The organism is Lachnotalea sp. AF33-28, assembly GCF_003477885.1.
Classification (GTDB): Bacteria; Bacillota; Clostridia; order Lachnospirales; family Lachnospiraceae; genus AF33-28.
On the sequence record NZ_QUEE01000001.1, the window covers coordinates 248937 to 272695 of the forward strand.

Genomic DNA, 23759 nt, shown 5'->3' on the forward strand with positions numbered 1-23759 from the left:
TAGGAGGGGTTATATGTATACCGTGCTTCTTACTGATGATGAAAAATCTGTTACCGAATCATTAAAAAATGATATACCCTGGGCAAATCTCGGAGTTGAGTCCATCCTGACGGCATGCGACGGCATGCAGGCCCTGGAGATCATTGCATCCTTCCATGTGGACCTGCTCATAACCGATATCCGTATGCCCCGCATGGACGGGCTGGAACTGCTCGCGCGGGTCCGCAGTGTTCATCCTGAAATACATTGTATCCTGCTCACTGCATATGGGGAATTCGAATACGCTATGAAGGCGATGAAGCTGGGAGTGGACAACTATCTGATGAAGCCTATGCAGATACAAGAGCTGACTGAAACCATCGAAAACACACTGGACAACATCTACATCCGGAGGGAAAACCGCGAGGCGCTGTTTCGCGAAAATATACTGCGAAGGTGGGTTACCGGCAACATTTCCTCTGATGAGCTGGGAGAACGCACGGTATTTCTTGACCTCAATATATATCAGTCCAACTACTGTGTAATCGCTATTAAAAAACGAAATGCTTCCGTATCCGTCGGCGCCTTCGGAGAGGAGTGTATCCGTAAACTTTCATCTGATCTGGAATGTACGTCTGTTTGGGATAATGTGGGCCACTACATCCTCATAGCCGGTGGAAGCAGTATCAAAGAGGAACTGCTTGTTTCCACATTATATCAGACTGCTGTACAGTTTGACATCCTGAATCTGGTGGATGTTGCAGTCGGTATAACGGTTTCTGACCGGAACGAGGTGCATATCAGCTATGAGCGCGCATGTGACCTGATTGATAAGGATCAGGATCCGAACAGGCCGCCGATCCGTGTCTGCCATGTGATGACCGACAACGCTTCTATAACCTCTGAAATCAATGAGGAGGCACTAAGCCCGATTGTAAAAAGATCTATCAGCTATATAAAGGAACACTATGCGGAAGGCGTGTCAATCAAGGAATTCTGCAGCAGCCTCAACATAAATGCCGCATATCTGGGCTATCTTTTCAAAAAGGAGACCGGCATATATTTTAATAATTACCTGATTGACTTCCGCATGGACAAAGCCATTGAGCTGCTCTGCGGCACCGGGGAAAAGATCGCTGATATTGCAGAGATGACCGGATATACCACGACCAGCCATTTTATAGCGACCTTCAAAAAGAAAACCGGACTTTCGCCGTTGAAATACCGTGAAATACACGGCGGTACGCTGTCATAGGAAAAATCTGCCGAGCGGAGGACAACATGAACAAATCAAAACGTACCATTAATCAGATGTTTCTGATCATGATTATATTTTACATTACGCTGCTGCTCATGATCAGTTCCGTAGCATGCTACTATTCTTACCGGCAGAAGGAGGAACAGATTTTTTCCACCATGGACATGGCCCTGGCCCATATGGATCAGGAATACGCAAATATCCTGGAAAACTTCTGGCAGGCCTATATGCCTATATATGAAAATAATTCCACTATCTACAAAACCTTTCAGAATTACTTCGTTTTCCAGGAGACAGAGGATCTGACTCCCCTTGAAAAAAGGGATCTTATGACGGCTTTGAATCAGATGCGTGTGCGCGATTCCAGAATCCAGTGGATCGGGCTGTATTCGGACTTTCGTAAGACCAACTATATTCTCTATAATGACAACACCGGGATTAAAACCTTGGATCAGGATTTCCCTTACCTGAAGGAACTTCAGAGCAAAACTAACCAGATGGAAATCTATGCGGCCAAGAATATCGAAAACGCTCACGGCGTATCCCCAACCTTCGCTATATGCGGAGGCAAGCCGGTCGGCATGGGGGAAGGTAAAATCATCATCGGGTATTCTCTCGCTGATTTTGAAAATACAAGTGACTTTACTATAGAGGGACTGCCTTCCATCCGCTACTATATGACTGCCCAGGACCGGCTGCTCTTTGATTCGTCCGGCGAATACGACGAGTCGGGCGTATGCTTTTTTGATGGAGACAGCGAAGGAGTGATCGAATTTCAGGGACAGCGCCTGTATTCCAAATCCCGGCTGTCAGGCAATAACACCACCGTGATCTCCTATACGATAGCCAGAAATGAAATGATCATTGCAATGCTTAAGGATACCCCGTTTATATTCAGCATTACAGTGCTGTTTACAAGTTTTTCCATTATCATCCACTTTTTCATGAACGGGGTTGTCAAGCGGGAAATTTCCGTCATTCAGGACGGGTTAAGCGTGATTGCCGATAACAATCTTGATTATCGCCTTCCCACGGATTTCAAACAGAACGGGCTGCCGGAAATCGCACAAAACATCAATGAAATCAGTTCCAAACTGAACGAGAACATCAAAAAAGCATATTACTTTGAGCTGAAACAGAAAGACGCGCAGCTGGCCGAACTGCAGGCCACTTTTAATCCGCATTTTCTATATAATACGCTGGAGATGCTGCGCAGCAAAAGTTATGCTAACGGCGATGTTGAGACATCCGAACTCATAACGCAGCTTTCCGCTCTGTTTCGGGGCTTCATCAATGCTAAAACGTTTATCACCATCCGGGAAGAACTGGCTTTCAGCAACAGATATCTCACACTGCTAAGCGCTAGATATGGAAATATGGTGCAGGTCAGCTATGACATACCGGGTGAACTGCTGAACTATGGGATCATCCGGAATGTATTCCAGATTCTCATCGAAAACTATTTTGTGCACGGATTTGATGCCGGCAGAGAAGAGAATTATATTCGATTCAGCGGCAGATCCCTGGATGAACATGCGATGCTGCTTTCCGTTGAAGATAATGGTATGGGTATGGAAGAAGAGGAATTAAAAGAACTGAACGAAAAGATCAAAGCGCCTATTCGTCACGGAGAAACGAGCTACGGACTGAAGAATCTCAATCAAAGGCTGAAGCTGTTCTACGGACCTGACTGCGGCCTCACTGTACTCAAGGGGCAGCACGGCGGCCTCCTCATACAGATCAGGCTGCTGAAAATGCATGTGGAGGATTATGAAGCGCTGAAGATATAACCGGCATATCTGCCGCAGTATTTCCCCCCATACTGGGACACAAATTTCCCGCACAGGACTATCGGTCTGTCCTGGCGGGAAATTTGCGGTAACTGTGAACAGCAACTATCAGCCCTTTACCGCGCCGATCATAATACCTTTCACATAAAACTTCTGTATAAACGGATATACAATCATGATTGGTATGGTAACTATCGCAGTGAGCGTGAGCCTGATTCCCGTAGGGGTCAACGCGCTGGCCAGGGCCTGGGAATTCACCTCATACTCGATCTGCTGAGAGGCGGCCTGTATCTGGTTAAGCAGCTCATACAGCAGATACTGCAGGGTATAGAGCTTTGTATCCGTGATATAGAGCTTTGTCGTGAAGAAATCGTTCCAGTGCCCCACCGCGATAAAAAGCGCAACGGTGGCCAGTATGGGCTTCTGCAGAGGCAATACGATATGGATAAAGCGCTTCAGATAGCCGGCCCCGTCTAAAAAGGCCGATTCTTCCAGTTCCGCGGGCATGGATTCGATGGAAGTCTTAATCAGGATCATATTGTACACAGACACCAGTCCCGGCAGTATATAGATCCAAAAGGTGTTGGTCAGATGCAGCATCTGATTGTTCAGATAGACCGGTATCATGCCCGCTGAAAAGTACATGGTGATGACGGTCATCCGGTACCAGAGTTTTCTTTTCCACATATTCTCCTTGGTGAACAGATACGCCATATAGGCGGATGCCAGCAGGCTGGCCGTCGTTCCGATTACGGTCCGAAATACGGAAATCATCGCCGCATTTCCCAGATTCTGCACCTTAAATATTTCCATATAGTTACGGAAATGGATTCCTTCCGGCCAGAGAATTACCTTGCCCATATCCACCATCTGCGAGTTGCTTACGGTACAGATCAGCAGATAATAAAACGGATACGCGCACAGCAAAGTAAAAATACCGAATATTATGTATACCACCGCATGAAAGATCTTATCTTCCCTGCTCCACTTTTTCTTCTTTTTAACAGCAACTGTCATAGCCATATTTTTTTCCTCCTCACTCATTCCTCTTTCAGCTTAAAAGACGCTCGTGCCCCTTACTTTCTTGCTGATGGTGTTTGCGAAGAAGAACAGGGCAAACGCAACCAGGGACTTCATGATACCCACCGCAACAGAGAAAGAGATCTGGCCGGAGCCGACACCCAGGTTATATACATAGAGATCCAGCACTTCTATGCGGGCCTTGTTTAATGCGTTGCCAAAGGCCAGATACTGATCCACGCCGGTATTTAAGAAATTACCGATGCTCATGATCAGCAGCACGAAGTAGGTCGGGATCAGCTGCGGGATTGTGATATACCAGATCCTCTTCAGCCTGCCCGCGCCGTCCACCTGCGCCGCCTCAAACAGCTCCTGGTCCAGTCCGGCGATGGCCGCAAAATAAATGATGGAGCTCCACCCAAGCCCCTTCCATTGCTGCAGCAGCACCTGCGTCAGCCATACATGCTTGTTGGAGGTGAGGAAATCGACCACCTGATGTTCCGCGCCCATGCCCTTAAAGATGGTATTGACCAGTCCGGACGCGCCAAACAGGCTGGTTGTGAGGGAAAACAGGATCACCCAGCTGATGAAATTCGGCAGGGTCGTGATGCTCTGTACTACCTTTTTAAATTTTGTGCCCCTTACTTCACTAAGCATGATCGCAAACAGCATAGGAAGAGGGGTGAACAGGTAGCCCAGCAGATGTATGCCGAAGGTGTTTTGAAGCACCCGGATGAGGTTCTTCCTCATGACCACATTGCCAAACAGCACCTTAAAGTTCTCAAGGCCTACAAACGCCGAGTCAAACAAAGATTTTCCCGGCTTATACTGAAAAAACGCAAACGACCAGCCCCACAGCGGAGCATAGCTGAATAAAAATACGACCGCCAGCACCGGCAGCACCAGCAGAAATAATTTCACATCATTCCATTTCTTTCTCCGGTCTGCAGAAATCAAATTTTTCATAGCTTCCTCCCATCCATTTCCGTGATGATTATGAATATAAACTGTTCATAACCGTTAATAACATTATATTTTAGAGGAAGGAAACTTGTATATAACGAATATTTTGGATAGTTTTGTTTATTTTTGTTTTAAATAAATCTGCACCGGCGTTACAGACCGCTCTGCGGTTCCCGCACCGCCTCCCTGTGAACGCTTTTTCAGGAATTTTAAAATGGCGCTTGCAAAACATTTTTAATGGATTTATCCTTGATTTTAAGGATATCCTTAAATCACATTAAGGAGCAGAAGATCACATGAATCAGGAAAAAATTGAAGAGTTCGAAGAGATGATTGACAGAGACTATGACAACATTGCGGGCATAGCCGTATTAAAGGACGGCAGATCTGTATATGAACACAGCTTTCACGGATGCACAGCCCAAAGCCGTATCCATGTCTATTCGGTGACGAAAAGCGTTCTTTCCATATTGATCGGGATCGCGGCGGATAAGGGATACATTCAAAGCACCGACCAGAAGGTATTGGATTTATTCCCCGGTTACGCGGTCAAAAAGCGTGAAAAAACCATACAGGAGATCAAACTCAAGCATCTGCTGACAATGACGGCGCCCTATAAGTATAAATTCGCGCCTTATATAAAATATTTTACCAGTCAGGACTATGTGAAGTTCACTCTTGATCTGCTGGGCGGCAGAGGAAAGATTGGAGGTTTCCGGTATACGCCTCTCATAGGACCTGATATTTTATCCGGTATCCTCGCAGAGGCTGCCGGGCAGTCCGTATTCTCGTTTGCTGCAGAAAACCTGTTCTCTCCGCTGGGAATTACGGTTGAACGCAGCATATCATTTCAGTCCAAGGAGGAACAGCTCGCATTTAATGCCGCCACAGATATCAGCGGCTGGGCTGCCGATCCGTCCGGCAACAATACAGGGGGATGGGGCCTTTCGCTCTCCCCTGCGGATATGGCAAAGCTGGGTCAGTTATACTTAAACAAAGGGATGTGGGACGGTAAGCGGATTGTTTCGGAACAGTGGATCGATGAGAGCACATGCGAACACAGCCGCTGGGAAGAGCTCCATCTGTCCTACGGATATTTATGGTGGGTTCATGAAGACGGATTTGCCGCAATGGGTGACGGAGGGAATGTTATCTATGTGAATAAGACAAATAATTCTGTAACCGCGATCGCCTCACTGTTCAAGCCGAAGGTAAAGGACAGGACGGAGCTTATCAAAAACTTCATAGAACCGTTATTTGTGAACCAGAGCGTGTCTGAAAATTGGCCGTGATGCCATTCATCCGCAACCCAGTATACTCGCGTGCTGCCGGCAGAGTATCCGCACGGCAGCACATTCCATTGCGGGCCCGCTGCCAGTTTCCCGCACCGGCAGCAGCCCTGTCCAGTTTAGGATCCGGTTCGGTAAAGTCCGCACATCCGCCGCAGCCTTCCAGACTCTGACGCGGAAACTCTGCCTCTGGCCATTGAACAAGCTCCAGAATATCATCCATGATCATTAGCAGCTGGTCCATGCTTTTTCTCTTGGTTGCAGGCGTACAGTGTACATAAAATTTCAACGTGATCTGCGGCGAAGAGTGTCCCAGCAATTCGCTCAATACCTCATATCCCATGCCGTGTTCCAGATAGTGGGTATTCATGTATTAATATTTAGCCCTCACGGAAATAAAGAGGTGAATAAGTGGACCTTATAAAAGAGGAATATATTGCCCATATTAGACGTTCAGATAAATGCAGACAGACAGTGAAAGAGCATAATGATGGTGTGGCCAGGCTGGCAAAGCGTTCCGGAGCGATGTATGGACTGGGGAATTTAGCTTTTTTTAGCGGATGGTATCATGACATTGGCAAAAATACCATGATTTACTACAACTATATAAATGATGCGGCAGACGGAAAACCTGCTGTTCGCGGCTCGGTACTCCACTCAATTTATGGCGCTTGTTTCGCAGATCGTTTGGCAAAAGATACAGATCTTTTCTCAAGATTGGCGGCGGAAATGATCCGGATCTCCATAATGAGCCACCACGGACTGCGGAATTCTCTAACGAAAGACGGAATGCCTGCATTTTTGCGGGCGGTGGAACGTATCTCCGACTCGTACAAGCAGGTGGAGTCTATCGTATATGAGACTTATGGAGAAAGAGTTATTTTAGAAGAATTTGCGCGAGCTTGTGCAGAAGCAAGAAACATACAAGAAGAAATAAATAAATTTCATCCCAAAAGGAACGGATTGGGTTCCGCACATATTTATTTAGCGTTGTATGTTAGACTGCTGACCTCTATCTTGATTGATGCCGATTGCACCGATACGGCCTGCTTTGAAGATAATGTCAAAATACCTGAACAAATGTCTGCTAAAGAGCTGACTGCGATATGGTGCCGCTATCGTGTCAATTGTGAAACTGAAATTCAAAAAATGCTGTGGAAAAAAACGACGTCGCCACTTGATTGCTTTCGAATTGAGATATCTGAAGCGTGTGATAAATTTGATGGCAAAAGCTGTGGGATATTCCGGCTTGTTGTTCCCTGTGGTGCGGGGAAAACGATCTCTGCGCTGCGCTATGCACTGCAAACGGCAGAGCGATATAAAAAACGCCGTATTTTTTATATCGCCCCATCCAATTCAATTCTAATGTGACAGTCTTTCCTATATTGCCGGGGATTTCTTAGAGCGGATAACCATGTTCCTTGACGGAGAGACAGAAGATGATAAGGCCCGCACTATCCGTGATATCAAAAACAGCTTTCCGTCTTATATCAATGGCTTATCGGCGTGGTGTTCATCAGATTTCGTAACAACGAAAGTTATGGCTGTTTATAAATATGTACTGCGAAAATCAGTAATAGCGGATTTGCAGAAAAGCGGCGTTCTTTTACCAGATGAGGATGGTTTTCTGTCCGACAGAAAAAAAATTCAAGGCGCTCGCATCGAGAAAGCATTTGTCAGATTTCGGGTTTATGAGAGGAATGTTCATCAGGAGGAAACTGCGGTTTGGCTTGATAAGGAAACACAGCAGGCTTTCATCAAATACTATTTGTCTACCGCTCAAAACAAGGATCTCTGTTATTTTACGGGCAATATTGAACTATCAGCGAAAACAAATCCGGTTAAGATTCGCGGAGAATGGGATACAAAGGCAAGCCTGATATCCTCCAACGATGACCAAAGACAAAAATATCGGCTATAATGAGGCTCTCTCTGTCGGATATGAAACATCGCAGAAGATTCATAATGCGCTGAAATGGATCATTCGCCGGCAGGGATTTATTCGGGATGGAGTGTGCCTTGTAACATGGGAAAGCACTTTGAAAGAATTGCCACAATTCTATGAAAGTGCTGTTGGATTACTTGCTGCTCTGCCGAACAAAGATGAGCCACTTCAGGACTCCGAGGATGTATTATTTGGCGAAAATGAAGCTGTGCATACCGACACGAATTATGCATCCGCGCGAGACTTAAATTTAGCCATAGACGGATACGCAAAAAATATTGAAAATACCTCACATATGGTAATTCTTGCACTTGACAGCGCATCTCGCGGACGGCTTGCAATGACTTATTATAGAGAATTAGAAACATCCGCTTATCTGAGGAACATCAGGCAATGGCAGGAAAGCTGCTGCTGGCGTCAGGAATATTTTGATAAGGATAAAAGATATCGCCATTATGAAGGTATTGATTCCATCAAGGAGATTGCAAAAGCAGTTTATGGTACCGAAACAGAAAAGATCCTTACTTTGCCTTTAAATAGCGATGGCAAATGCCCATTGCTCGTATCTACTTTTGACCGGTTGAGATCATGTATCATAGACGGGGCGTCCATTCCGCCGGATATAGTCAGAACTGCAGCAATGAAAGCGTCTAACCCGTTAGCCTATGATAAGGATTTTAATTATTTGAGAGTCCTGCACACAGCATGTTCCTTTATTAAAAAATATTATTGGGAAAAGGGAGTGATATTTAATATGGTACTTGATGAACTTTGCACAGACCGGAGTTATCTTTTTGGACGGCTTTTGGCAGTTGCAGAAAAAATAGAGCGTTGCACGTTTGATAAGGGCGAAACTCGCATTACAAATGCGGAGCGGTATATGAGGCAGTTCTCGCAGACGCCTTTACGGACGTGGAAAACCATTCGCAGGAATACACAAATTTATTTAAACAGGTTAAAGCCTGGAAGCAGAGAATATTACAAAGAACTTTACGGAAAGATAGAAGGGCAATTTGAACCTGGCTGCTTTGAAGCAAAGAAAGCTCTTGATGGAAGGTTCCTACTTGGTTATGATTGCCAGCGTGAAGTCTTAAAGTTCAGAAAGAAAGACAATATCATTGTTTCAGACGAAGAAGAGATCAATACGATTAGTGAGGAGGAAGAATAAATGAACATTTTGCGACCCTCTGAATGGCAACCGTCCCAGGGAGGACTACAATGGTTATGGGATTTTTTCCCATACAGACGGAAGGGAAACAGATCAATATCGCAATTTACGTGACCGCGCAGCCAGTGATGTCCAGCTTGCTGCTGAATTAATAATGATTAAAGAACAGGGGATAATTCCATCTGTTCTTTAATTTTTTGTCGTGGGTTTGACATGACAGACGCGAATCAGAATTTTTCTAAGGTAGTATGTCTTGTTGATGAGCAAGGGACTGTTGTCATTTTAAAAAATAATAAGCCCCGGTATGCTGTTATTGACTTTTCTGAATATGATGATTTTCGCACGCCTTCATCCCTGCAGTCCGCGTGTATCCTGAATCCGCTGTACCGTCCGCGCTACATGCAGGATGCGCCCTTCAAAGTCAACATTCTCACAGTATCAGCTTATCGTCAAACGCGGCCCACGCATCTGGGTTATGCGAGACTATTATAAGTGTTTTTCCGTTAAACAGACGGATAAGATTACGCGTTACATATTGTTTAGTTGTTTCATCAAGGGAACTGGCGGCCTCATCCAATACGGCAATTTCAGGGCGGTACAATATCAGCCGTGCAATCGCAAGTCTCTGTCTCTGACCGCCGGACAGCTTTATTCCCCGTTCTCCGATCACCGTATCCAAACCTTTCTGCGCAGATTCTATAAATCCCGCCAATCCGGCCAACTCACAAGCGCCCATCATTTCCTCCTCTGACGCCTCCGGTGATACCAGCAGCAGATTATCTCTGATTGACAGGTTAAAAAAATGACTTTCCTGCATTACCGCACCGATCCGTCTCAGATACGAAGGCTGACTTACGTTTATATACATTGTAATCACATTAAGGAGCAGAAGATCACATGAATCAGGAAAAAATTGAAGAGTGCGAAGAGATGATTGACAGAGACTATGACAACATTGCGGGCATAGCCGTATTAAAGGACGGCAGATCTGTATATGAACGCAGCTTTCACGGATGTACAGCCCAAAGCCGTATCCATATCTATTCGGTGACGAAAAGTGTTCTTTCCATATTGATCGGGATCGCGGCGGATAAGGGATACATTCAAAGCACCGACCAGAAGGTATTGGATTTTTTCCCCGGTTACGCGGTCAAAAAGCGTGAAAAGACCCTACAGGAGATCAAACTCAAGCATCTGCTGACAATGACGGCGCCCTATAAGTATAAATTCGCGCCTTATGTAAAATATTTTACCAGTCAGGACTATGTGAAGTTCACTCTTGATCTGCTGGGCAGCAGAGGGAAGGTAGGGGACTTCCGGTATACGCCTCTCATAGGACCTGACATTTTATCCGGTATCCTCGCAGAGGCTGCCGGACAGTCCGTATTCTCGTTTGCTGCAGAGAACCTGTTCTCTCCGCTGGGAATTACGGTTGAACGCAGCATATCATTTCAGTCCAAGGAGGAACAGCTCGCATTTAATGCCGCCACAGATATCAGCGGCTGGGCTGCCGATCCGTCCGGCAACAATACAGGGGGATGGGGTCTTTCGCTCTCCCCTGCGGATATGGCAAAGCTAGGGCAGTTATACTTAAACAAAGGGATTTGGGGCGGTAAGCGGATTGTGTCGGAGCAGTGGATCAATGAAAGCACATGCGAACACAGCCGCTGGGAAAGCTCCATCTGTCCTACGGATATTTATGGTGGGTCCATGAAGACGGATTTGCGGAAATGAATTTTCAAACACGCTCTAACTAAGACAATTCTGATTGGCCGTATTTATTGAACAACAGCTGATGCAGCATCCTCATTAGCTCCATCCCGCTCCGGAAATTGGCCGTAATGCCATTCATCCGCAGCTCACCCTGTATACTCGCGTGCTGTCGGCAGAGTATACGCACGGCAGCACATTCCATTCCATTGCGGACCCGCTGCCATTTTCCCGCACCGGCTGCAGCCCTGTCCAGTTTAGGATCCAGTTCGGCAAAGTCCGTGCACCCGCAGCAGCCATCCAGACTCTGACGCGGGAACTCTGCCTCAGGCCAGTGAACAAGCTCCAGAATATCATCCATGATCATCAACAGCTGGTCCATGCTCTCGAATGGAAATGTTTTTTCATAGTATAAATTCTGCAGGATACCCTTTGCCACTCTTTTCTCATACGATGTAAACCAAAGAATCATTGTTCCCATGCCTTCAAAGCAGCGCTGCCCTGCAGAGTTCTCTTTTTCTGTGCCCATCATACTTAAATCTCCCATGTCGTGTTCCCCTATTTCACACAGTTTCTCCGCAGCGCCATAACTGCGGCAGTACCCTGTCTGTGGCTTTATTTTCACTTTTTCTGCCGTGATATGCATATTTTATTGAAATCGCCGGCTCCGCATGAAAAAAGCACAGAAAGCGGATACTATAAGTAAGGAAATGGGGCTGGCATTTTTCGCAATATGATCCATATTGCGGCGTCCGGCGGCTATGCCTATGCTTAAAAGATTTTTGCGGTACAAAGCGACCAGATTTGACGGCTCATCTTTACGCGGCCTGCACAGCGCGCGCCAGACGGTCCATGCTCTTTCTCTTGGTTGCAGGCGTGCAGTGTACATAAAATTTCAGCGTGATCTGCGGCGAAGAGTGTCCCAGCAATTCACTTAATACCTCATATCCTATACCGTGTTCCAGACAGCGGGTAGCAAAGGTATGACGGAGCGTGTGCATATGCACGCCTCTCATCCCCAGCTGTTTTGATAATTTTTTGATCCGCTGCTGCATGGTGCGCGGGTCACGGCATCCCTTTTTGGCCGGAAACAGGTATCCGGTCAATGCACCATCCTTTTTCTGTTTTTCTTCCAATAATGAGGAGAGGAAAAGCGGCAGAGGGATTTCACGGACTGAGCAGTCGGATTTGGGCGTGCCGACAGACAGGCGGGTCTTGTGCAGTCTGCGCGTATCCTGAATCCGCTGTACCGTCCGCGCTACATGCAGGATGCGCCCTTCAAAGTCAATGTCCTCCCAGCGCAGCGCACATAGTTCACCCACGCGAAGGCCGGTATAGAGACAGAGAAGATATTCTATTTCGTCAGCCTCTGCGGCAGCCTGTTCCAGCCTGGCCTGCTCCGGGACCGTCAGCACCCGGGGCGCCCGACGTCCGGCTTTTGGGATTTTTATCTTTTGACAGGGGTTGCGCAGAAGCAGCCCTTCATTGTGCGCGGCTGTAAATACCGAACGCAGCAGCCGCCAGACCCCGCCAAGCGTGCTGGCAGCAAGGCGTGACTGCAGCCGGTCCACAGCATTCTGGATTTGGCTGGACGTGATCTCTCTAATGGGCAGGTCCTTCAGATACGGATAGATGTGCTTGTCTATATTTCTGCGGTATCCCTCATATGTGCTCTCTTTTATATAGGGGCGCACCGTCACTTCCAGCCAGTATTCCGTCCAGTCATGCAGGCTTCCATCTCCATAAAGAAGCGGCACAGCCCCGTCCTTATATAACTCCGCCTTGATCAGCACCAGCTTTTTTTTCACCTCACCGTATTGCCTTCCATAAACTGAACCGAACCTGGGCTTTCCGTCCGGACGGCGGCCTTTCATATAGCGGCCCTCCCATCTTCCATCTTTCCGCAGGTAAATGTTCTCTCCTTTTCTTGCCATATAAGTCCTCCTTTTTTGACGGCTCATTTGACGGCTTAAAAATATTGCTGCGAAAAGCCTGCAAAAACAGGATTTCCTGGTATTGCCGCCGCCAGAACCGGACTCACGTGCTTGACAAAGCGCTTCTTTGATGATAACATCAAAGCTGAATAAGTGGGTTTCTGGCAGTTTTTCATAATATGGATCATATTGCGAACGTCCTTCGGCAGAAGGATGTATTTTTTTGCTCTGCGGCTGCTTAAAGCGTATATGCCGAACGTCAGATGTGGCTCTTGCGGGCACATTTCCCAGTTGAAACCAAAAAACGCCATCCCAATTCCATATGCATCAGGATGGCGGCTTTTGTGCTGGCGTTTTTTAGGTCTCAGAAAGGCTAACCGAAATCTTTCACCGGCTCAAATTCTTTTATGCTTCTTTAGGTACATCTCTTTCAGCTCGTTTAAAGTATTGCCATAGCAGGGCATCGCCTGCATCATGCCGAATCCAAATTCTTCCATTTACCTTTCTACACCATCAACAAAGAAATACAAACACATCTACCACAACAGCTCAAATAAAGTTGGCCTTTGGAAAAAGAAATGCTATAATTATTTCAAAGAAAATTTAGTCATAGGAGGTTAATGTCATGTGGTGTCACTTTTTATACAGCAACAATAGAATCCGATAATTAATAAGTAATCAAAGCTTTAACACGCCTATAATTTATAGGCTTTGTTGTTGTGCAAAAAGGAGAAAACATGAATATTAAAAATAACATACTAAAGCATTATTTGAAGAACTGCTTCTTCATTAACGGAACAGCTTATGCGGGCAAATCAACGATGTGTAAAATGCTGGCGGAAAAGTACGATTTGATTTTATGCGGCGAAAACTACGGGCTGGACAGACTGCTGCAAATAATTAATCCCGTGGATCAGCCGAATTTGAGTTACTTCAATACGATGAAAGATTGGCAGGAATTTATAAACAGAACGCCGGATGAGTATCTGGCTTGGGTTGTTGGCAACTCACGTGAAAGCGCAGAGTTTGAAATTGCTGAGCTAATACGGCTGTCCGGGGATAAAAAAACAATTGTTGACACAAATATTCCTTTGGAAATATTAAAACAAATAGCGGATTACCACCAAGTTGCTGTTATGCTGTCACCTCAATCGTTATCTGTGGATATGTTTTTCGAAAGGGAGGATGAAGAGAAGCAATTTCTTTTATACCAAATTGAGCACTCTGCAGATCCTGAAAAAACCATGCAAAACTTTCGTGAATGTGTGGCAAAATTCAATAGCCAAAAGATTTATAACGAATGGCTCAACAGCGGCTTTTTTACGATTGTCAGAGAGGACGCCGAAACGGATACCCGCTTCGAAACTTTGCAGCTTTTAGCAAAGCATTTTGGGCTTTATTCTTCCCCGGATTGAGTATATTCCCTGATTAGACTGCAGCCGAGACAACCCTGATGTATAAAGAGATTCACATTTATTTTCTTTTTCTGCTATAATAAAAATATGAATTTTACGCTTTTTTGCCCAGACTCCTTCCCTATTCCTCACGCATCCGTTAAAATTAAGTATAAAAATATCGGGCAGGATTCTGCATTTCAGGTATACTGGATTTAAGGAGGAGGCAGAAAGATAATGGACTGGACAACAAGGCTTAACAAAGTGATGGACTATGTGGAGGATTCTGTACACGGCGAAATTTCAGAGGAAGATATCAGCAGAATTGCGGCATGTCCCTATTCCATGTTTCAGAGTTCCTTTTCACAGATTGTGGGGATTTCTTTCTCTGAATATGTTAGAAGGCGGCGGCTGACCATGGCAGCTTACGAACTGCTGAATACCGACAGAAAGCTTCTTGACATCGCAATGGACTATGGCTACCAGTCGGATGATGCCTTTCGGGTGGCGTTTAAAAACCTGTATGGCATTACTCCTGCAGAAGTCAGGAAGTCCAATCCCAGTCTGGTGTTTTACTGCCGTCTCACTTTTGAAATCAATATCAAGGGGGTAGAAAAAATGAATTACAGCGTAGTAGAAAAAGATGCATTTCAGGTCATCGGCATACGAAGAGTTACGCCCTACGGCGGCGGTACCTGGGCCATTGTAAAGAGCGACGGCAGCAATGACCGGATACGTTCGCTTACCGGAAGCTTTTTCGATTTAGGGTTATGTTTCGGGTTTGACGAAGAAGGAAACAATGACTATATGTGTGCTGTAGAATGTGCGGATTATGACGGCAGCGAGTACAGCGTGTACCAATATCCGGCAACGACCTGGCTGAAGTTCGAAGCAAATGGTAAAATATCAGACAACACACTGGGTAATGTCTGGCACCAGATTAACACGGAATTCCTTCCCTCCAGCAGATTCCATAAGGGACCGCTTCCCACCATTGAAAAATATGTGTCCTGGAATGATGCGGAGGATACCTGTCTGGTCGAGATATGGATCCCTCAATAGAAACGAAAATACAAGGGGCTGCCGCACTAATTAGTGCGCAGCTCCTTGTCTCATAATAGAACCCTGCTCGCAGGATTCTCCGCCTCCATATTCTCTAACAGTAACAGCCTCTCGTCAAACGCTGTCCAGGCATCGGGTTTATGTGAGATTATAATGAGCGTCCTGCCGTTAAACAGACTATTAAGATTATGTATTACATATTGTTTAGTGGTTTCATCCAGGGAACTGGCGGCCTCATCCAAAATGACTATTTCAGGATGATACAATATCACTCCGCCTTTCTCCCATACGCAATCAGCATTCCCAGCACATGGGTCAGTTCCGCCGTTTCTTCATTGTCCGCCAGATACTCGGTTATCATCCGCTGTTTATCCAGATACGCTTCCGCTTCTCTGCGGTCCATTCCATGGTTCATAAAACGGCCGATAAGTTCTTCGGCCTCTTTCGGCTTCAGAGGCCTCTCCCAGTTATGAGCTCTGCAAAAATCCTCAATGGACTGTTTATGCCCCGGGATCGCGGCATTCAGACAGGTCACCTTATCATTCATGCGCACTCCGATATCGGTGAGTCCGAGACGATGCAGTTCATGCGGCACCTTCATTGCCACGCTGTAATCCCTGCCCTGCTTCTCAAGCTCGGTTTTCCACATCTTGCGGAACCCGTGTCTCTCACAGAGCATGGCATAATCCAGCCCTTCAATATAGATGCCGTCACATTCAAACTCCCGGTTGACATCCGCGCAGACCACAAGGCCCCCCGGTTCGGTCAGATCTGCCATATGCTCCAAAATATGAAAGGGATCATCGCTGTGACGCAGCACCGCCTGGCATACCGTAAGCCCAAATCTTCTTTCCGTCCGGTATCTGTGGATATCTTCACAGATAAATGTTCCGTTCAGACCCAGCCCGTTAAAATAACGCCCGCCCTCCTCTAAAAGCTTTTCACTGATATCAATGCCCGTATAGCTGCTGCCCTCCGGCAGCAGAGGCAGCATCAGCGCTCCCAGGAAACCGTAACCGCAGCCGCAGTCCAGCATATCCACAGGCTTTGTGATCTTCCACACCTGACCGATCAGAAAGCGCAGATAATCCGTGTTCCAGAAATAATCCCTGGTGCGCTTGAGATAATCCAACCTGCCGCTCCAGTAAGAAGCCTCCCCGGTGCGCACCGGAATATAATCGGACTCGGCCAGGGGCTTTAATCCCAGCAGCTGGTCCACCGTCACCTGAAAATACTCCGCCAGCTCCGGCAGCATGCCGATATCAGGCATGGCGGCCTGTGTCTCCCATTTGCTGACCGCCTGACAGCTGACACCCACGGCATCCGCCAGCTCCTGCTGTGTGATATTTCTGTTCTTTCTAAGTTCCGCTACTTTTAAGTGAATTTCCATTTTCACCCCTCCATATGAATTATTCATGTGCTTCCTCTGAATTCAACAATCCGGGAAGTCTAACACTGCCTGTACCGACCATACTCATAGCTTAAAATAAAAAAAAAATCAGCACATGATGCAATGTCTGCCGACATTATATCATGTGCCTTATCACATTTCATTCGAGCATATTTATATTTTCATCAACTGACGGTTGTAACCGTATATAGCAGCATGTTTTGAAGCTCCTCCACCGTCTGTGCAATGCTGCCGGCGCCGGCGCTTTCCAGCTCTTCACGGCTGCCATAGCCATAAAGCACTCCTACACAGTCAATGCCTGCTGCCTTCGCACCGATCACATCATGTTCCCGGTCCCCCACCATCAGGACCGAGGTTTTGTCATTTACCTTCAAGGTTTCCAGCGCATAATTGATCACATCCGCCTTGCTTATGCGTGAACCGTCCAAATTGCTGCCGGCTGTCACTGTAAAATATTGAGCCAGGTCAAAATGCTCCAGAATCCTTTCGGCGAACACCTCCGGCTTGGAAGTAGCTACGGCCAGGATCATGCCCGCATTCTTCAGACTGCTTAAAAGTACGTCGATCCCTTTATAAGGACGGTTTTCAAAAATACCCTTATCCTTAAAATATTCTCTGTAAAATTCAACCGCTTCTTTCGCCTGACCGGGCGTAAAACCGTAAAACCTTTCAAACGATTCGGTCAGCGGAGGTCCGATGAACTTGTAGAGCTCACTTCTGTCGGACGGCTCTATCCCATATTTTTTAAGCGCATACATAACCGAGTTGGTGATACCGATGCCCGGATCCGTCAGAGTACCGTCCAGGTCAAATAAAACCGTGCCATACATTTATGTTTCCTCCCCGTTCATTCTTAGACGGCCATGCTGCCGCCGGATAGTGATTAATCCGCCATATTCAGGTTTTCAAATATATCCTGGGCATTCACAGTGGATCCGTCCGGCAGAACCATATCGCAGAAATTCTCCATGTACACCCAGCCGGTCTCCCCGGAATCCGACTGCAGCCCGATCCAGTTTAGATCGTCAGTGCCCGTACATAGCAGCGCAGTGCCTTTTGGCACCGTCAGCGTCTCCGCCTGCCGGTCCATTTCCCTATACAGTTCCAGGTCCGTATGTAAAATGAGTTCGGATCCTTCATAAGCGTAGGGAACATAGAGATCCCTTAACACCTCTGTCATCATGCCGTTTGCATCCGGCCGCCACGTGCCTTCTGCCCACCATGTCTGCAAAAGCTGCAGGCGTTTGCGGGAATAAACCGTTTTATCCCCCTTAAGGACTGCCGCCTGCGGACCGTAATCCGTACTGATATAGCCGGTAAAGCTGCCCTCATACCGAAGGCCTCCGCTCTCCAGACGCAGCAGAGAAACTACGGGATCATCACTCGGCCCCTGATCAAACAGGCCGACGGACCGGCTGCCGTCCCCCCATGTGATGATATAATATTCTTCGCCCGGATTATCCAGATACACGCCCATCTCATCCAACAGGTACTTCTCATCGTACACCATATCGTCCAACCTGCAATTTAATCCGCCCGAAGCGCTGTCCGCCTTAAATATTTCCAGTTCCTCCGGCGTTTTGTCTCCGTCCAGATCCAGTTCCACGGAAGATCCCAGAGGGAAAGTCAGCACTTCCGCATCGCTGTCCGGAAGGGGACCGGATTGGGTCTGCCCACCCGTGGGCTGTTCCGTCTGATTTACATCCTGTACCGATTCTGCGGTCTTTGCCGGAGCCGTCTGCTCCTCCTCATGCCCGTTCTCCGTCAGCACAGGCGGCTGTGTTTCCTCCGTTTTGCTCACATTCCGATCGGTACAGGCCGCCAGAAGCATCGCTGTCACGAGAATAGCCGCCACGGTGAACCGTTTCTTAGTGAACCGCTTCTTAGCGGACCGTCTTTCCCTATTATCCATATTCGTTCCTCCCCCGCATACAGATCATCTATATCTATATCCATATGCATTCCGCACAGTGCGCGGCTGATAAGCACACAGCATACGCTTATAAAATATTTAAAGTGTTCCTAAACATCAGTATAGCAAAATCACAGACGCACGGCAAGACAGTCTGCAAACGGATACACCGGTCAAACAACATCATCCTGCCGGCCCGCAGTGCCGGATGCCGCCTTGCGGCTTTTGCTCCGCATATATGCCAGATAGAGCGCACACAGCAGGATCTGCACAACGGAGGAACAGGGCGTAGCCAGCCCCACTTTAAACAGGGACACCGGCAGGATCCGGCTCATGAGGAAGGATACGGGAATCCTCACGCAAAACGCCCCGATAATTCCCTGGACCATCACGAAGGTCGTCTTTCCCCAGCCGTTAAAGTAGCCGATCATACAGAACAGAAACGATACCAGCAGGCAGTCGATGGCGTAAGCCTTCAGATAGTCCGCCGCAGCCGCGATCACCGCCCCATCCCTGGCGAACAGTCCAGCCAGCAGATCGCCGTGGAAGAAGGACAGATACGCCATGAGCACCCCGACAAGCAGGGATGTGCCGATGCCGTATACCAGGGCTTTATCGGCCCTTTTCACCTTGCCCGCGCCGATATTCTGGGATACAAATGCAGCCATGGACTGGTTAAACGCAGAGGGCACCAGCATGATAAAGCCGCAGAGTTTCTCCGCCACACCCACACCGGCGGAAGCGATCACTCCCAGCGTATTGACGATTGCTGTAATCGTGAGAAAGGAGATGCTCACCAGCAGATCCTGAAAGGCAATGGGAAATCCCAGCCGGAATACCTCCCACATCTGCACCCTGTCCGCCCGGATATCACTCATATGAAATTCGAAGGGGAAGCTCTGGCGCCTTATAATGATCACGGAAATAATCACGCTGATCGCCTGTGCGCATACGGTCGCGATCGCTGCTCCCGCCGTCGCCATGCCGAATACGCCCACCAGCAGGAAATCACCCGCAATATTACAGACGCAGGCGATGGCTACGGTAATCAGCGGCATCCTGGAATTGCCGATGCCGCGGAAGATGCTCCCCAGCACATTATAAGCCACAATAAAAATCGAACCGGCCGAACAGATCCTTACATAGAGAACAGTGGCATCAAACGCCTCAGACGGAGTCTGCATGATCCGCGCCACCGGCACCGCGAATACCTCCATAAATACAGTTATAACGATACCGATGATCAGAAAAAGCACAATGCTGGCTCCTATAGTACTGCCGGCTTCCTTATGTCTCCCTTCACCGATCCTTCTTCCCAGCAGGATCGTGGTTCCCATTGCGATTCCTACCACAAAGGATGTGATCAGCTGCATCAGCCAGCTGCCCGTTGAGACCGCCGATACATCGGCCGCTGTGGCGAACTGGCCCACCACCAGCATATCCACGGCGCCGTACATGGTCTGCAGAAACAGCGCTGCCAGCACCGGCAGCGCGAATTTCAAAAGCGGTGACAGTATCTTGCCCTGTGTGAAGTTTTGGCTCGTGTTCATAAATAATTCAACCCTTTCCCAGGAGCTCTAGGGCGTGCAGATTGCGAAAATGAATTTTCAAACACGCTCTAAGGCTCTGTAAACTATGTAATCCTATCCGTTCCGGATGGTCCGCAGTGCGGTAAAGCTCTGCCTAAATCAAAAAACCGGATAAGAAGGCGGCATTTTATGCCAGCATCTTATCCGGTTACCATTTCACTGCGAATGGTTCACCCTCCGATGAACGACATTTATTATACAACAGTATTTTGTGGTTGTCAATCCGTCAGTTCCGCCTTGAGAAAAGCCCTTGAGAAGAGGTTACTGCTCACACGCTGCCGATAGAGCAGCGTATGAGAGGGCAGGGTATGGTCCCCATGAGGACCATACCCTGCCCTCTCATACGCGGGAAGTTTTCGGTAACTGTGAACTGCAACGAGAAGAGCCTTGAGAAGAGCAGGCCGATATGATATCATCAAAAGCAGTAAATGAATATAAAAGCATTTAGGCGCAGGCACTGGCTGTCACAGGAGGGTATTACATGCCGGAATTACTAAAAGATAAGTATTATAACTATCATTCACTTCATGAGCTCGCCTTAAACTTCAAAACCGCATATTCCTTGTTTCAGGCTGACAATTTTGTGAGTGACGTAATGGACAATCCGTGGCATGAGTTAGAGTTAAAGGCCCGTATACGGAAAATCACTATATGTTTAGGAAAATATCTGCCGGCCGACTATGAGCAGGCCCTAAATATCATTGATTCGGTGATTGCGGGGTATCCTGATGGGTTTAACGACAGCGCCTTTGTAATTTTTCCTGATTTTGTTGAAGTCTACGGGCAGGATGAGTGCTATTGGGATCTGTCAATCGCTGCATTGGCAAGGTATACGCAGATTTCTTCTTCAGAGTTTGCCGTAAGGCCGTTTATCATAAAACAGGAAGAACGGATGATGAAGCAGATGGCGGCCTGGGCCAAGAATGACAATGAACATATAAGGCGGCTCGCCAGCGAAGGCTGCCGCCCCAGATTGCCATGGGGGCAGGCGCTGCCCGCTTTTCAAAAAGATCCCTCGCCGGTTCTTCGTATTTTGGAAGAGCTCAAAGCCGACCCATCACTGTATGTCCGTAAAAGTGTGGCCAATAATCTAAACGATATCTCCAAAACCCATCCTGACCTGGTAACAAAAATCGCGAAAGACTGGTATGGCAGGAACGATTATACCGATTGGATTGTGAAACATGGATGCCGGACACTGCTTAAAAAAGGAGATCCGGAGGCATTATCCATTTTTGGCTATGATAACAGCCCGGCCGACATAAGCGCCTTCGCTTTGGGAGCATCCTCTGTTATGATCGGAGAGGAATTGATGTTTTCATTTACGGTTTCAGCAAAGGAAACAATGAAAGTCAGGCTGGAATATGGGGTGGATTATGTAAAAGCCAACGGCCGCCGAAACCGGAAAGTATTTAAAATTTCCGAGATTTTATTAAAAGAAGGCGAAAAAAAATCATATACAAAAGTCCATTGCTTTGCAGACCTAAGTACAAGAAAACATTACCCCGGAACGCACTCCATCGCGCTGATCATTAATGGCATAGAGTGTGAGAAATTGGACTTTGAACTGGTCCGTTAAACCAAAAAAGCCAAGATGTGCGGAGGGGGATACGGCATCTGCGGCCTCCAGCCCTCCGCCTCCGGCTGATCTGCTATACCGCAAGCCGTCGGATTACAGGGACCAGATTCTGCACCATCATATAAAATCCCAGATCCGTAGGATGCACATCATCCACAATAAAATCGTCGCCTCCGCCGGGCCACAGAAGCCTTCCGTCCATAAACCGGAACTGTTCCCAGCCCTGTCTGCGGCAGGTCTTAACAGTTTCCCGCTGCTGTTCTCTCCACAAATCCTTTTGGCGCACATAATCCGGAGCATACGCTTCCAGCGAACCTAAAGGGGCGCTTAACACAAGTACCGGCAGCGCCGGCGCAGTCCCATGCACCGCCTCAAGAAAAGGGTACAGACGGTCCATCATCCCAAGCGGTCCGGCATTCGCCTCCACATTCACGATCAAAAGTGACAGTCCGGGGATCCCCGCAATCACCGGCGCCAGAATCTGATCCGCCCAGCCATTTCCGGAAAAGCCGAAATTGTAAACCGTCCTGTCCTCCGACCTGCTGATCTGATTGGACGGGCACATGCCCGGCCTGGACGCACAGCCGCCCTGATCGATGGAAGTGCCGTAAATGGCAACAGGCGCATTGCCATGCTCCTTTGCCGGCAGCACTAAAGCCGGTTCCTCAAGCCCGATCTCCACTTTTTTTACGCCCATATAGAGCGGGAAGTTAATAATCCATTCCTTCCACTCACGGTCTCCTCCCTGCCACAGCGTGGAGGTATATTCTGATTCCCCTACGGCAAAGCGCCCCACGCCGGCGAATACATAATCCTCTGCGCCTTCCCTGCGCAGATAGCAGTCAAATCCGCCCTGCCCCAGTATCGTCATATTGTGCATATCGCACCGGCTGTTTAAAACGGCTCTCACATAGAGCCTTCCCGTATTGCTGCGAAACCGTATCTGTCCTCCCGCCGTATGCCATCCTAAATCCGCCACAGCCGGCCTGCCCATATCCCGCAGTTTGGGCAGCAGCTCACAGGGCAGGCGGCAATAACGGTGTTCCTGCTGAAAGAAGGCAAAGCCTTCCACCAGAAATGGCGCATCTCCCGGCGTATACCAGCAAATGCCATCCTCGCTCTCCGGTTTCACAAGCCGCATATTCTGATCCAATTCTTCTGTTTTCATAAATACCTCCCCATATATACATATCTGACATATACCTGCAGTATACCAAAATCCCAGACATACGGCAACCGCAGTCTAAGAATGGAGGATACCCGCTACTGTTCACACGCTGCCGATAAAGCAGCGCATGACAGGACAGCCGGATTGCATTTCGGTATTGACATATGCCTCCTACAGTTGTAGGATGTTTATAGAGAATACTACACTTGTAGGAGGTGTTTCATGAATACGCTGTCAGACACAGAATGGGCTGTTTTGGAAGTGCTTTGGGGAAAGAATTTCTTCATCCTGGGGGAGGTGGTGGACGCGCTGAAGCCGGCGACCGGATGGAGCCGCAATACGGTTCATACCTATCTCACCCGGATGGAGGGCAAACATCTCGTAGCCATTGACCGCAGCGCGGAACCGCACCGGTATTCAGCCGCTGTCTCCAGGGAATCCTGTGCCAAGAAGGAGCGCAGCACCCTGCTCAACAAGGTCTATGGGGGCGCGGCCGGGGATCTGATCGCGGCCTTTTTAAAGGAATCCAGGATATCCCCGCAGGAACGCGACAGGCTGCGGAAATTACTGGATGAAATGGAGGTTTAA

General features: G+C 47.8%; 23 protein-coding genes and 1 pseudogene. 12 read left to right on the forward strand and 12 right to left on the reverse strand.

Features of this window, described 5'->3' with window-relative positions; genetic code table 11:
* The first annotated feature begins 13 nt into the window (after positions 1-13).
* Both DWZ56_RS01015 and DWZ56_RS01020 read left to right on the forward strand, forming a co-directional pair.
* Positions 14-1234: a response regulator transcription factor gene (locus DWZ56_RS01015; RefSeq protein ID WP_118554520.1), complete on the forward strand. Its 1221-nt coding sequence runs from the start codon at positions 14-16 to the stop codon at positions 1232-1234.
* A gap of 26 nt (positions 1235-1260) precedes the next feature.
* On the forward strand, positions 1261-3027 hold the full coding sequence (locus DWZ56_RS01020; protein WP_118554521.1) for a sensor histidine kinase: 1767 nt from the start codon (positions 1261-1263) through the stop codon (positions 3025-3027).
* A 108-nt stretch (positions 3028-3135) separates the two neighbouring features.
* Here the strand turns inward: DWZ56_RS01020 and DWZ56_RS01025 are convergent, their stop codons facing one another.
* Positions 3136-4050: a carbohydrate ABC transporter permease gene (locus DWZ56_RS01025; protein ID WP_118554522.1), complete on the reverse strand. Its 915-nt coding sequence runs from the start codon at positions 4048-4050 to the stop codon at positions 3136-3138.
* Positions 4051-4083: 33 nt separating this feature from the next.
* On the reverse strand, positions 4084-5013 hold the full coding sequence (locus DWZ56_RS01030; protein ID WP_118554523.1) for an ABC transporter permease: 930 nt from the start codon (positions 5011-5013) through the stop codon (positions 4084-4086).
* A gap of 293 nt (positions 5014-5306) precedes the next feature.
* Here DWZ56_RS01030 and DWZ56_RS01035 point away from each other — a divergent pair, with 293 nt between their 5' ends.
* Positions 5307-6302 (forward strand): serine hydrolase domain-containing protein, encoded by a 996-nt coding sequence (locus DWZ56_RS01035; RefSeq protein WP_118554524.1) that lies wholly within the window; start codon positions 5307-5309, stop codon positions 6300-6302.
* Here DWZ56_RS01035 and DWZ56_RS01040 read toward each other — a convergent pair.
* Positions 6253-6669 (reverse strand): hypothetical protein, encoded by a 417-nt coding sequence (locus DWZ56_RS01040; protein WP_118554525.1) that lies wholly within the window; start codon positions 6667-6669, stop codon positions 6253-6255. The two genes, DWZ56_RS01035 and DWZ56_RS01040, sit on opposite strands and share 50 nt — an antisense overlap.
* A 41-nt stretch (positions 6670-6710) precedes the next feature.
* Between DWZ56_RS01040 and DWZ56_RS01045 the strand changes: the two genes are divergently transcribed.
* The 3 genes from DWZ56_RS01045 to DWZ56_RS01055 are packed head-to-tail and all read left to right on the forward strand — an operon-like array spanning position 6711 to position 9412.
* Positions 6711-7670 (forward strand): CRISPR-associated endonuclease Cas3'', encoded by a 960-nt coding sequence (locus DWZ56_RS01045; protein WP_118554526.1) that lies wholly within the window; start codon positions 6711-6713, stop codon positions 7668-7670.
* 43 nt (positions 7671-7713) lie between these two features.
* Positions 7714-8220, forward strand: coding sequence for a type I-C CRISPR-associated protein Cas8c/Csd1 (locus DWZ56_RS23275; protein WP_118554527.1), 507 nt, complete (start codon positions 7714-7716; stop codon positions 8218-8220).
* On the forward strand, positions 8192-9412 hold the full coding sequence (locus DWZ56_RS01055; protein ID WP_118554528.1) for a type I-C CRISPR-associated protein Cas8c/Csd1: 1221 nt from the start codon (positions 8192-8194) through the stop codon (positions 9410-9412). The genes DWZ56_RS23275 and DWZ56_RS01055 overlap by 29 nt, the downstream gene beginning before the upstream one ends.
* A gap of 430 nt (positions 9413-9842) precedes the next feature.
* On the opposite strand, the gene DWZ56_RS01065 is transcribed toward DWZ56_RS01055, so the two are convergent.
* Positions 9843-10280, reverse strand: coding sequence for an ATP-binding cassette domain-containing protein (locus tag DWZ56_RS01065; protein WP_118554530.1), 438 nt, complete (start codon positions 10278-10280; stop codon positions 9843-9845).
* A 29-nt stretch (positions 10281-10309) separates the two neighbouring features.
* Here DWZ56_RS01065 and DWZ56_RS01070 point away from each other — a divergent pair, with 29 nt between their 5' ends.
* The gene (locus DWZ56_RS01070) at positions 10310-11146 is read left to right on the forward strand and encodes a serine hydrolase domain-containing protein (RefSeq protein WP_330424813.1); all 837 of its coding nucleotides are present in this window, start codon (positions 10310-10312) and stop codon (positions 11144-11146) included.
* A gap of 19 nt (positions 11147-11165) precedes the next feature.
* On the opposite strand, the gene DWZ56_RS01075 is transcribed toward DWZ56_RS01070, so the two are convergent.
* The 3 genes from DWZ56_RS01075 to DWZ56_RS01085 form a co-directional block, all read right to left on the reverse strand.
* The gene (locus DWZ56_RS01075; RefSeq protein ID WP_147369369.1) at positions 11166-11669 is read right to left on the reverse strand and encodes a hypothetical protein; all 504 of its coding nucleotides are present in this window, start codon (positions 11667-11669) and stop codon (positions 11166-11168) included.
* Positions 11670-11940: 271 nt separating this feature from the next.
* Complete coding sequence (locus tag DWZ56_RS01080) at positions 11941-13056, reverse strand: tyrosine-type recombinase/integrase (RefSeq protein WP_158584381.1); 1116 nt, start codon at positions 13054-13056, stop codon at positions 11941-11943.
* A 35-nt stretch (positions 13057-13091) separates the two neighbouring features.
* Entirely contained in the window at positions 13092-13367 is a 276-nt protein-coding gene (locus DWZ56_RS01085; protein ID WP_118554533.1) for a hypothetical protein, read from the reverse strand.
* Positions 13368-13793: 426 nt separating this feature from the next.
* Here DWZ56_RS01085 and DWZ56_RS01090 point away from each other — a divergent pair, with 426 nt between their 5' ends.
* Entirely contained in the window at positions 13794-14471 is a 678-nt protein-coding gene (locus tag DWZ56_RS01090; protein ID WP_118554534.1) for a hypothetical protein, read from the forward strand.
* 216 nt (positions 14472-14687) lie between these two features.
* A complete protein-coding gene (locus DWZ56_RS01095) occupies positions 14688-15512 on the forward strand; it encodes an AraC family transcriptional regulator (RefSeq protein WP_118554535.1) in 825 nt (274 codons plus the stop codon).
* 268 nt (positions 15513-15780) lie between these two features.
* On the opposite strand, the gene DWZ56_RS01105 is transcribed toward DWZ56_RS01095, so the two are convergent.
* From DWZ56_RS01105 to DWZ56_RS01120, 4 genes are all read right to left on the reverse strand, one after another.
* Positions 15781-16902 (reverse strand): helix-turn-helix domain-containing protein, encoded by a 1122-nt coding sequence (locus DWZ56_RS01105; protein WP_158584382.1) that lies wholly within the window; start codon positions 16900-16902, stop codon positions 15781-15783.
* A 185-nt stretch (positions 16903-17087) separates the two neighbouring features.
* Positions 17088-17753 (reverse strand): HAD family hydrolase, encoded by a 666-nt coding sequence (locus DWZ56_RS01110; protein WP_118554538.1) that lies wholly within the window; start codon positions 17751-17753, stop codon positions 17088-17090.
* A gap of 53 nt (positions 17754-17806) precedes the next feature.
* Entirely contained in the window at positions 17807-18835 is a 1029-nt protein-coding gene (locus tag DWZ56_RS01115) for a hypothetical protein (RefSeq protein ID WP_118554539.1), read from the reverse strand.
* Between the two features lie 173 nt (positions 18836-19008).
* Positions 19009-20385 (reverse strand): MATE family efflux transporter, encoded by a 1377-nt coding sequence (locus DWZ56_RS01120; protein ID WP_118554540.1) that lies wholly within the window; start codon positions 20383-20385, stop codon positions 19009-19011.
* Positions 20386-20416: 31 nt separating this feature from the next.
* On the opposite strand from DWZ56_RS01120, the pseudogene DWZ56_RS23720 reads away from it, so the two are divergent.
* A pseudogene (locus DWZ56_RS23720) lies at positions 20417-20467 on the forward strand (DUF6783 domain-containing protein); the annotation flags it as partial.
* A gap of 438 nt (positions 20468-20905) precedes the next feature.
* Positions 20906-22003, forward strand: coding sequence for a DNA alkylation repair protein (locus tag DWZ56_RS01125; RefSeq protein WP_118554541.1), 1098 nt, complete (start codon positions 20906-20908; stop codon positions 22001-22003).
* Positions 22004-22076: 73 nt separating this feature from the next.
* On the opposite strand, the gene DWZ56_RS01130 is transcribed toward DWZ56_RS01125, so the two are convergent.
* The gene (locus DWZ56_RS01130) at positions 22077-23171 is read right to left on the reverse strand and encodes an SGNH/GDSL hydrolase N-terminal domain-containing protein (RefSeq protein ID WP_118554542.1); all 1095 of its coding nucleotides are present in this window, start codon (positions 23169-23171) and stop codon (positions 22077-22079) included.
* Between the two features lie 222 nt (positions 23172-23393).
* Between DWZ56_RS01130 and DWZ56_RS01135 the strand changes: the two genes are divergently transcribed.
* Positions 23394-23759 carry a BlaI/MecI/CopY family transcriptional regulator gene (locus tag DWZ56_RS01135; protein WP_118554543.1) on the forward strand — a complete coding sequence of 122 codons (366 nt, stop codon included), beginning with the start codon at positions 23394-23396 and terminating at the stop codon, positions 23757-23759.

Bases quoted from the DNA above. Each gene is read 5' to 3' on its own strand.
- DWZ56_RS01090 (WP_118554534.1), top strand. From the start codon at position 13,794: ATGAATATTAAAAATAACATACTAAAGCATTATTTGAAGAACTGCTTC.
- DWZ56_RS01125 (WP_118554541.1), top strand. From the start codon at position 20,906: ATGCCGGAATTACTAAAAGATAAGTATTATAACTATCATTCACTTCAT.
- DWZ56_RS01080 (WP_158584381.1), bottom strand. From the start codon at position 13,056: ATGGCAAGAAAAGGAGAGAACATTTACCTGCGGAAAGATGGAAGATGG.
- DWZ56_RS01070 (WP_330424813.1), top strand. From the start codon at position 10,310: ATGAATCAGGAAAAAATTGAAGAGTGCGAAGAGATGATTGACAGAGAC.
- DWZ56_RS23275 (WP_118554527.1), top strand. From the start codon at position 7,714: ATGTTCCTTGACGGAGAGACAGAAGATGATAAGGCCCGCACTATCCGT.
- DWZ56_RS01105 (WP_158584382.1), bottom strand. From the start codon at position 16,902: ATGGAAATTCACTTAAAAGTAGCGGAACTTAGAAAGAACAGAAATATC.
- DWZ56_RS01095 (WP_118554535.1), top strand. From the start codon at position 14,688: ATGGACTGGACAACAAGGCTTAACAAAGTGATGGACTATGTGGAGGAT.
- DWZ56_RS01130 (WP_118554542.1), bottom strand. From the start codon at position 23,171: ATGAAAACAGAAGAATTGGATCAGAATATGCGGCTTGTGAAACCGGAG.
- DWZ56_RS01020 (WP_118554521.1), top strand. From the start codon at position 1,261: ATGAACAAATCAAAACGTACCATTAATCAGATGTTTCTGATCATGATT.
- DWZ56_RS01115 (WP_118554539.1), bottom strand. From the start codon at position 18,835: ATGGATAATAGGGAAAGACGGTCCGCTAAGAAGCGGTTCACTAAGAAA.
- DWZ56_RS01120 (WP_118554540.1), bottom strand. From the start codon at position 20,385: ATGAACACGAGCCAAAACTTCACACAGGGCAAGATACTGTCACCGCTT.
- DWZ56_RS01040 (WP_118554525.1), bottom strand. From the start codon at position 6,669: ATGAATACCCACTATCTGGAACACGGCATGGGATATGAGGTATTGAGC.
- DWZ56_RS01075 (WP_147369369.1), bottom strand. From the start codon at position 11,669: ATGGGAGATTTAAGTATGATGGGCACAGAAAAAGAGAACTCTGCAGGG.
- DWZ56_RS01085 (WP_118554533.1), bottom strand. From the start codon at position 13,367: ATGGCGTTTTTTGGTTTCAACTGGGAAATGTGCCCGCAAGAGCCACAT.
- DWZ56_RS01025 (WP_118554522.1), bottom strand. From the start codon at position 4,050: ATGGCTATGACAGTTGCTGTTAAAAAGAAGAAAAAGTGGAGCAGGGAA.
- DWZ56_RS01055 (WP_118554528.1), top strand. From the start codon at position 8,192: ATGACCAAAGACAAAAATATCGGCTATAATGAGGCTCTCTCTGTCGGA.
- DWZ56_RS01135 (WP_118554543.1), top strand. From the start codon at position 23,394: ATGAATACGCTGTCAGACACAGAATGGGCTGTTTTGGAAGTGCTTTGG.
- DWZ56_RS01035 (WP_118554524.1), top strand. From the start codon at position 5,307: ATGAATCAGGAAAAAATTGAAGAGTTCGAAGAGATGATTGACAGAGAC.
- DWZ56_RS01065 (WP_118554530.1), bottom strand. From the start codon at position 10,280: ATGTATATAAACGTAAGTCAGCCTTCGTATCTGAGACGGATCGGTGCG.
- DWZ56_RS01110 (WP_118554538.1), bottom strand. From the start codon at position 17,753: ATGTATGGCACGGTTTTATTTGACCTGGACGGTACTCTGACGGATCCG.
- DWZ56_RS01015 (WP_118554520.1), top strand. From the start codon at position 14: ATGTATACCGTGCTTCTTACTGATGATGAAAAATCTGTTACCGAATCA.
- DWZ56_RS01030 (WP_118554523.1), bottom strand. From the start codon at position 5,013: ATGAAAAATTTGATTTCTGCAGACCGGAGAAAGAAATGGAATGATGTG.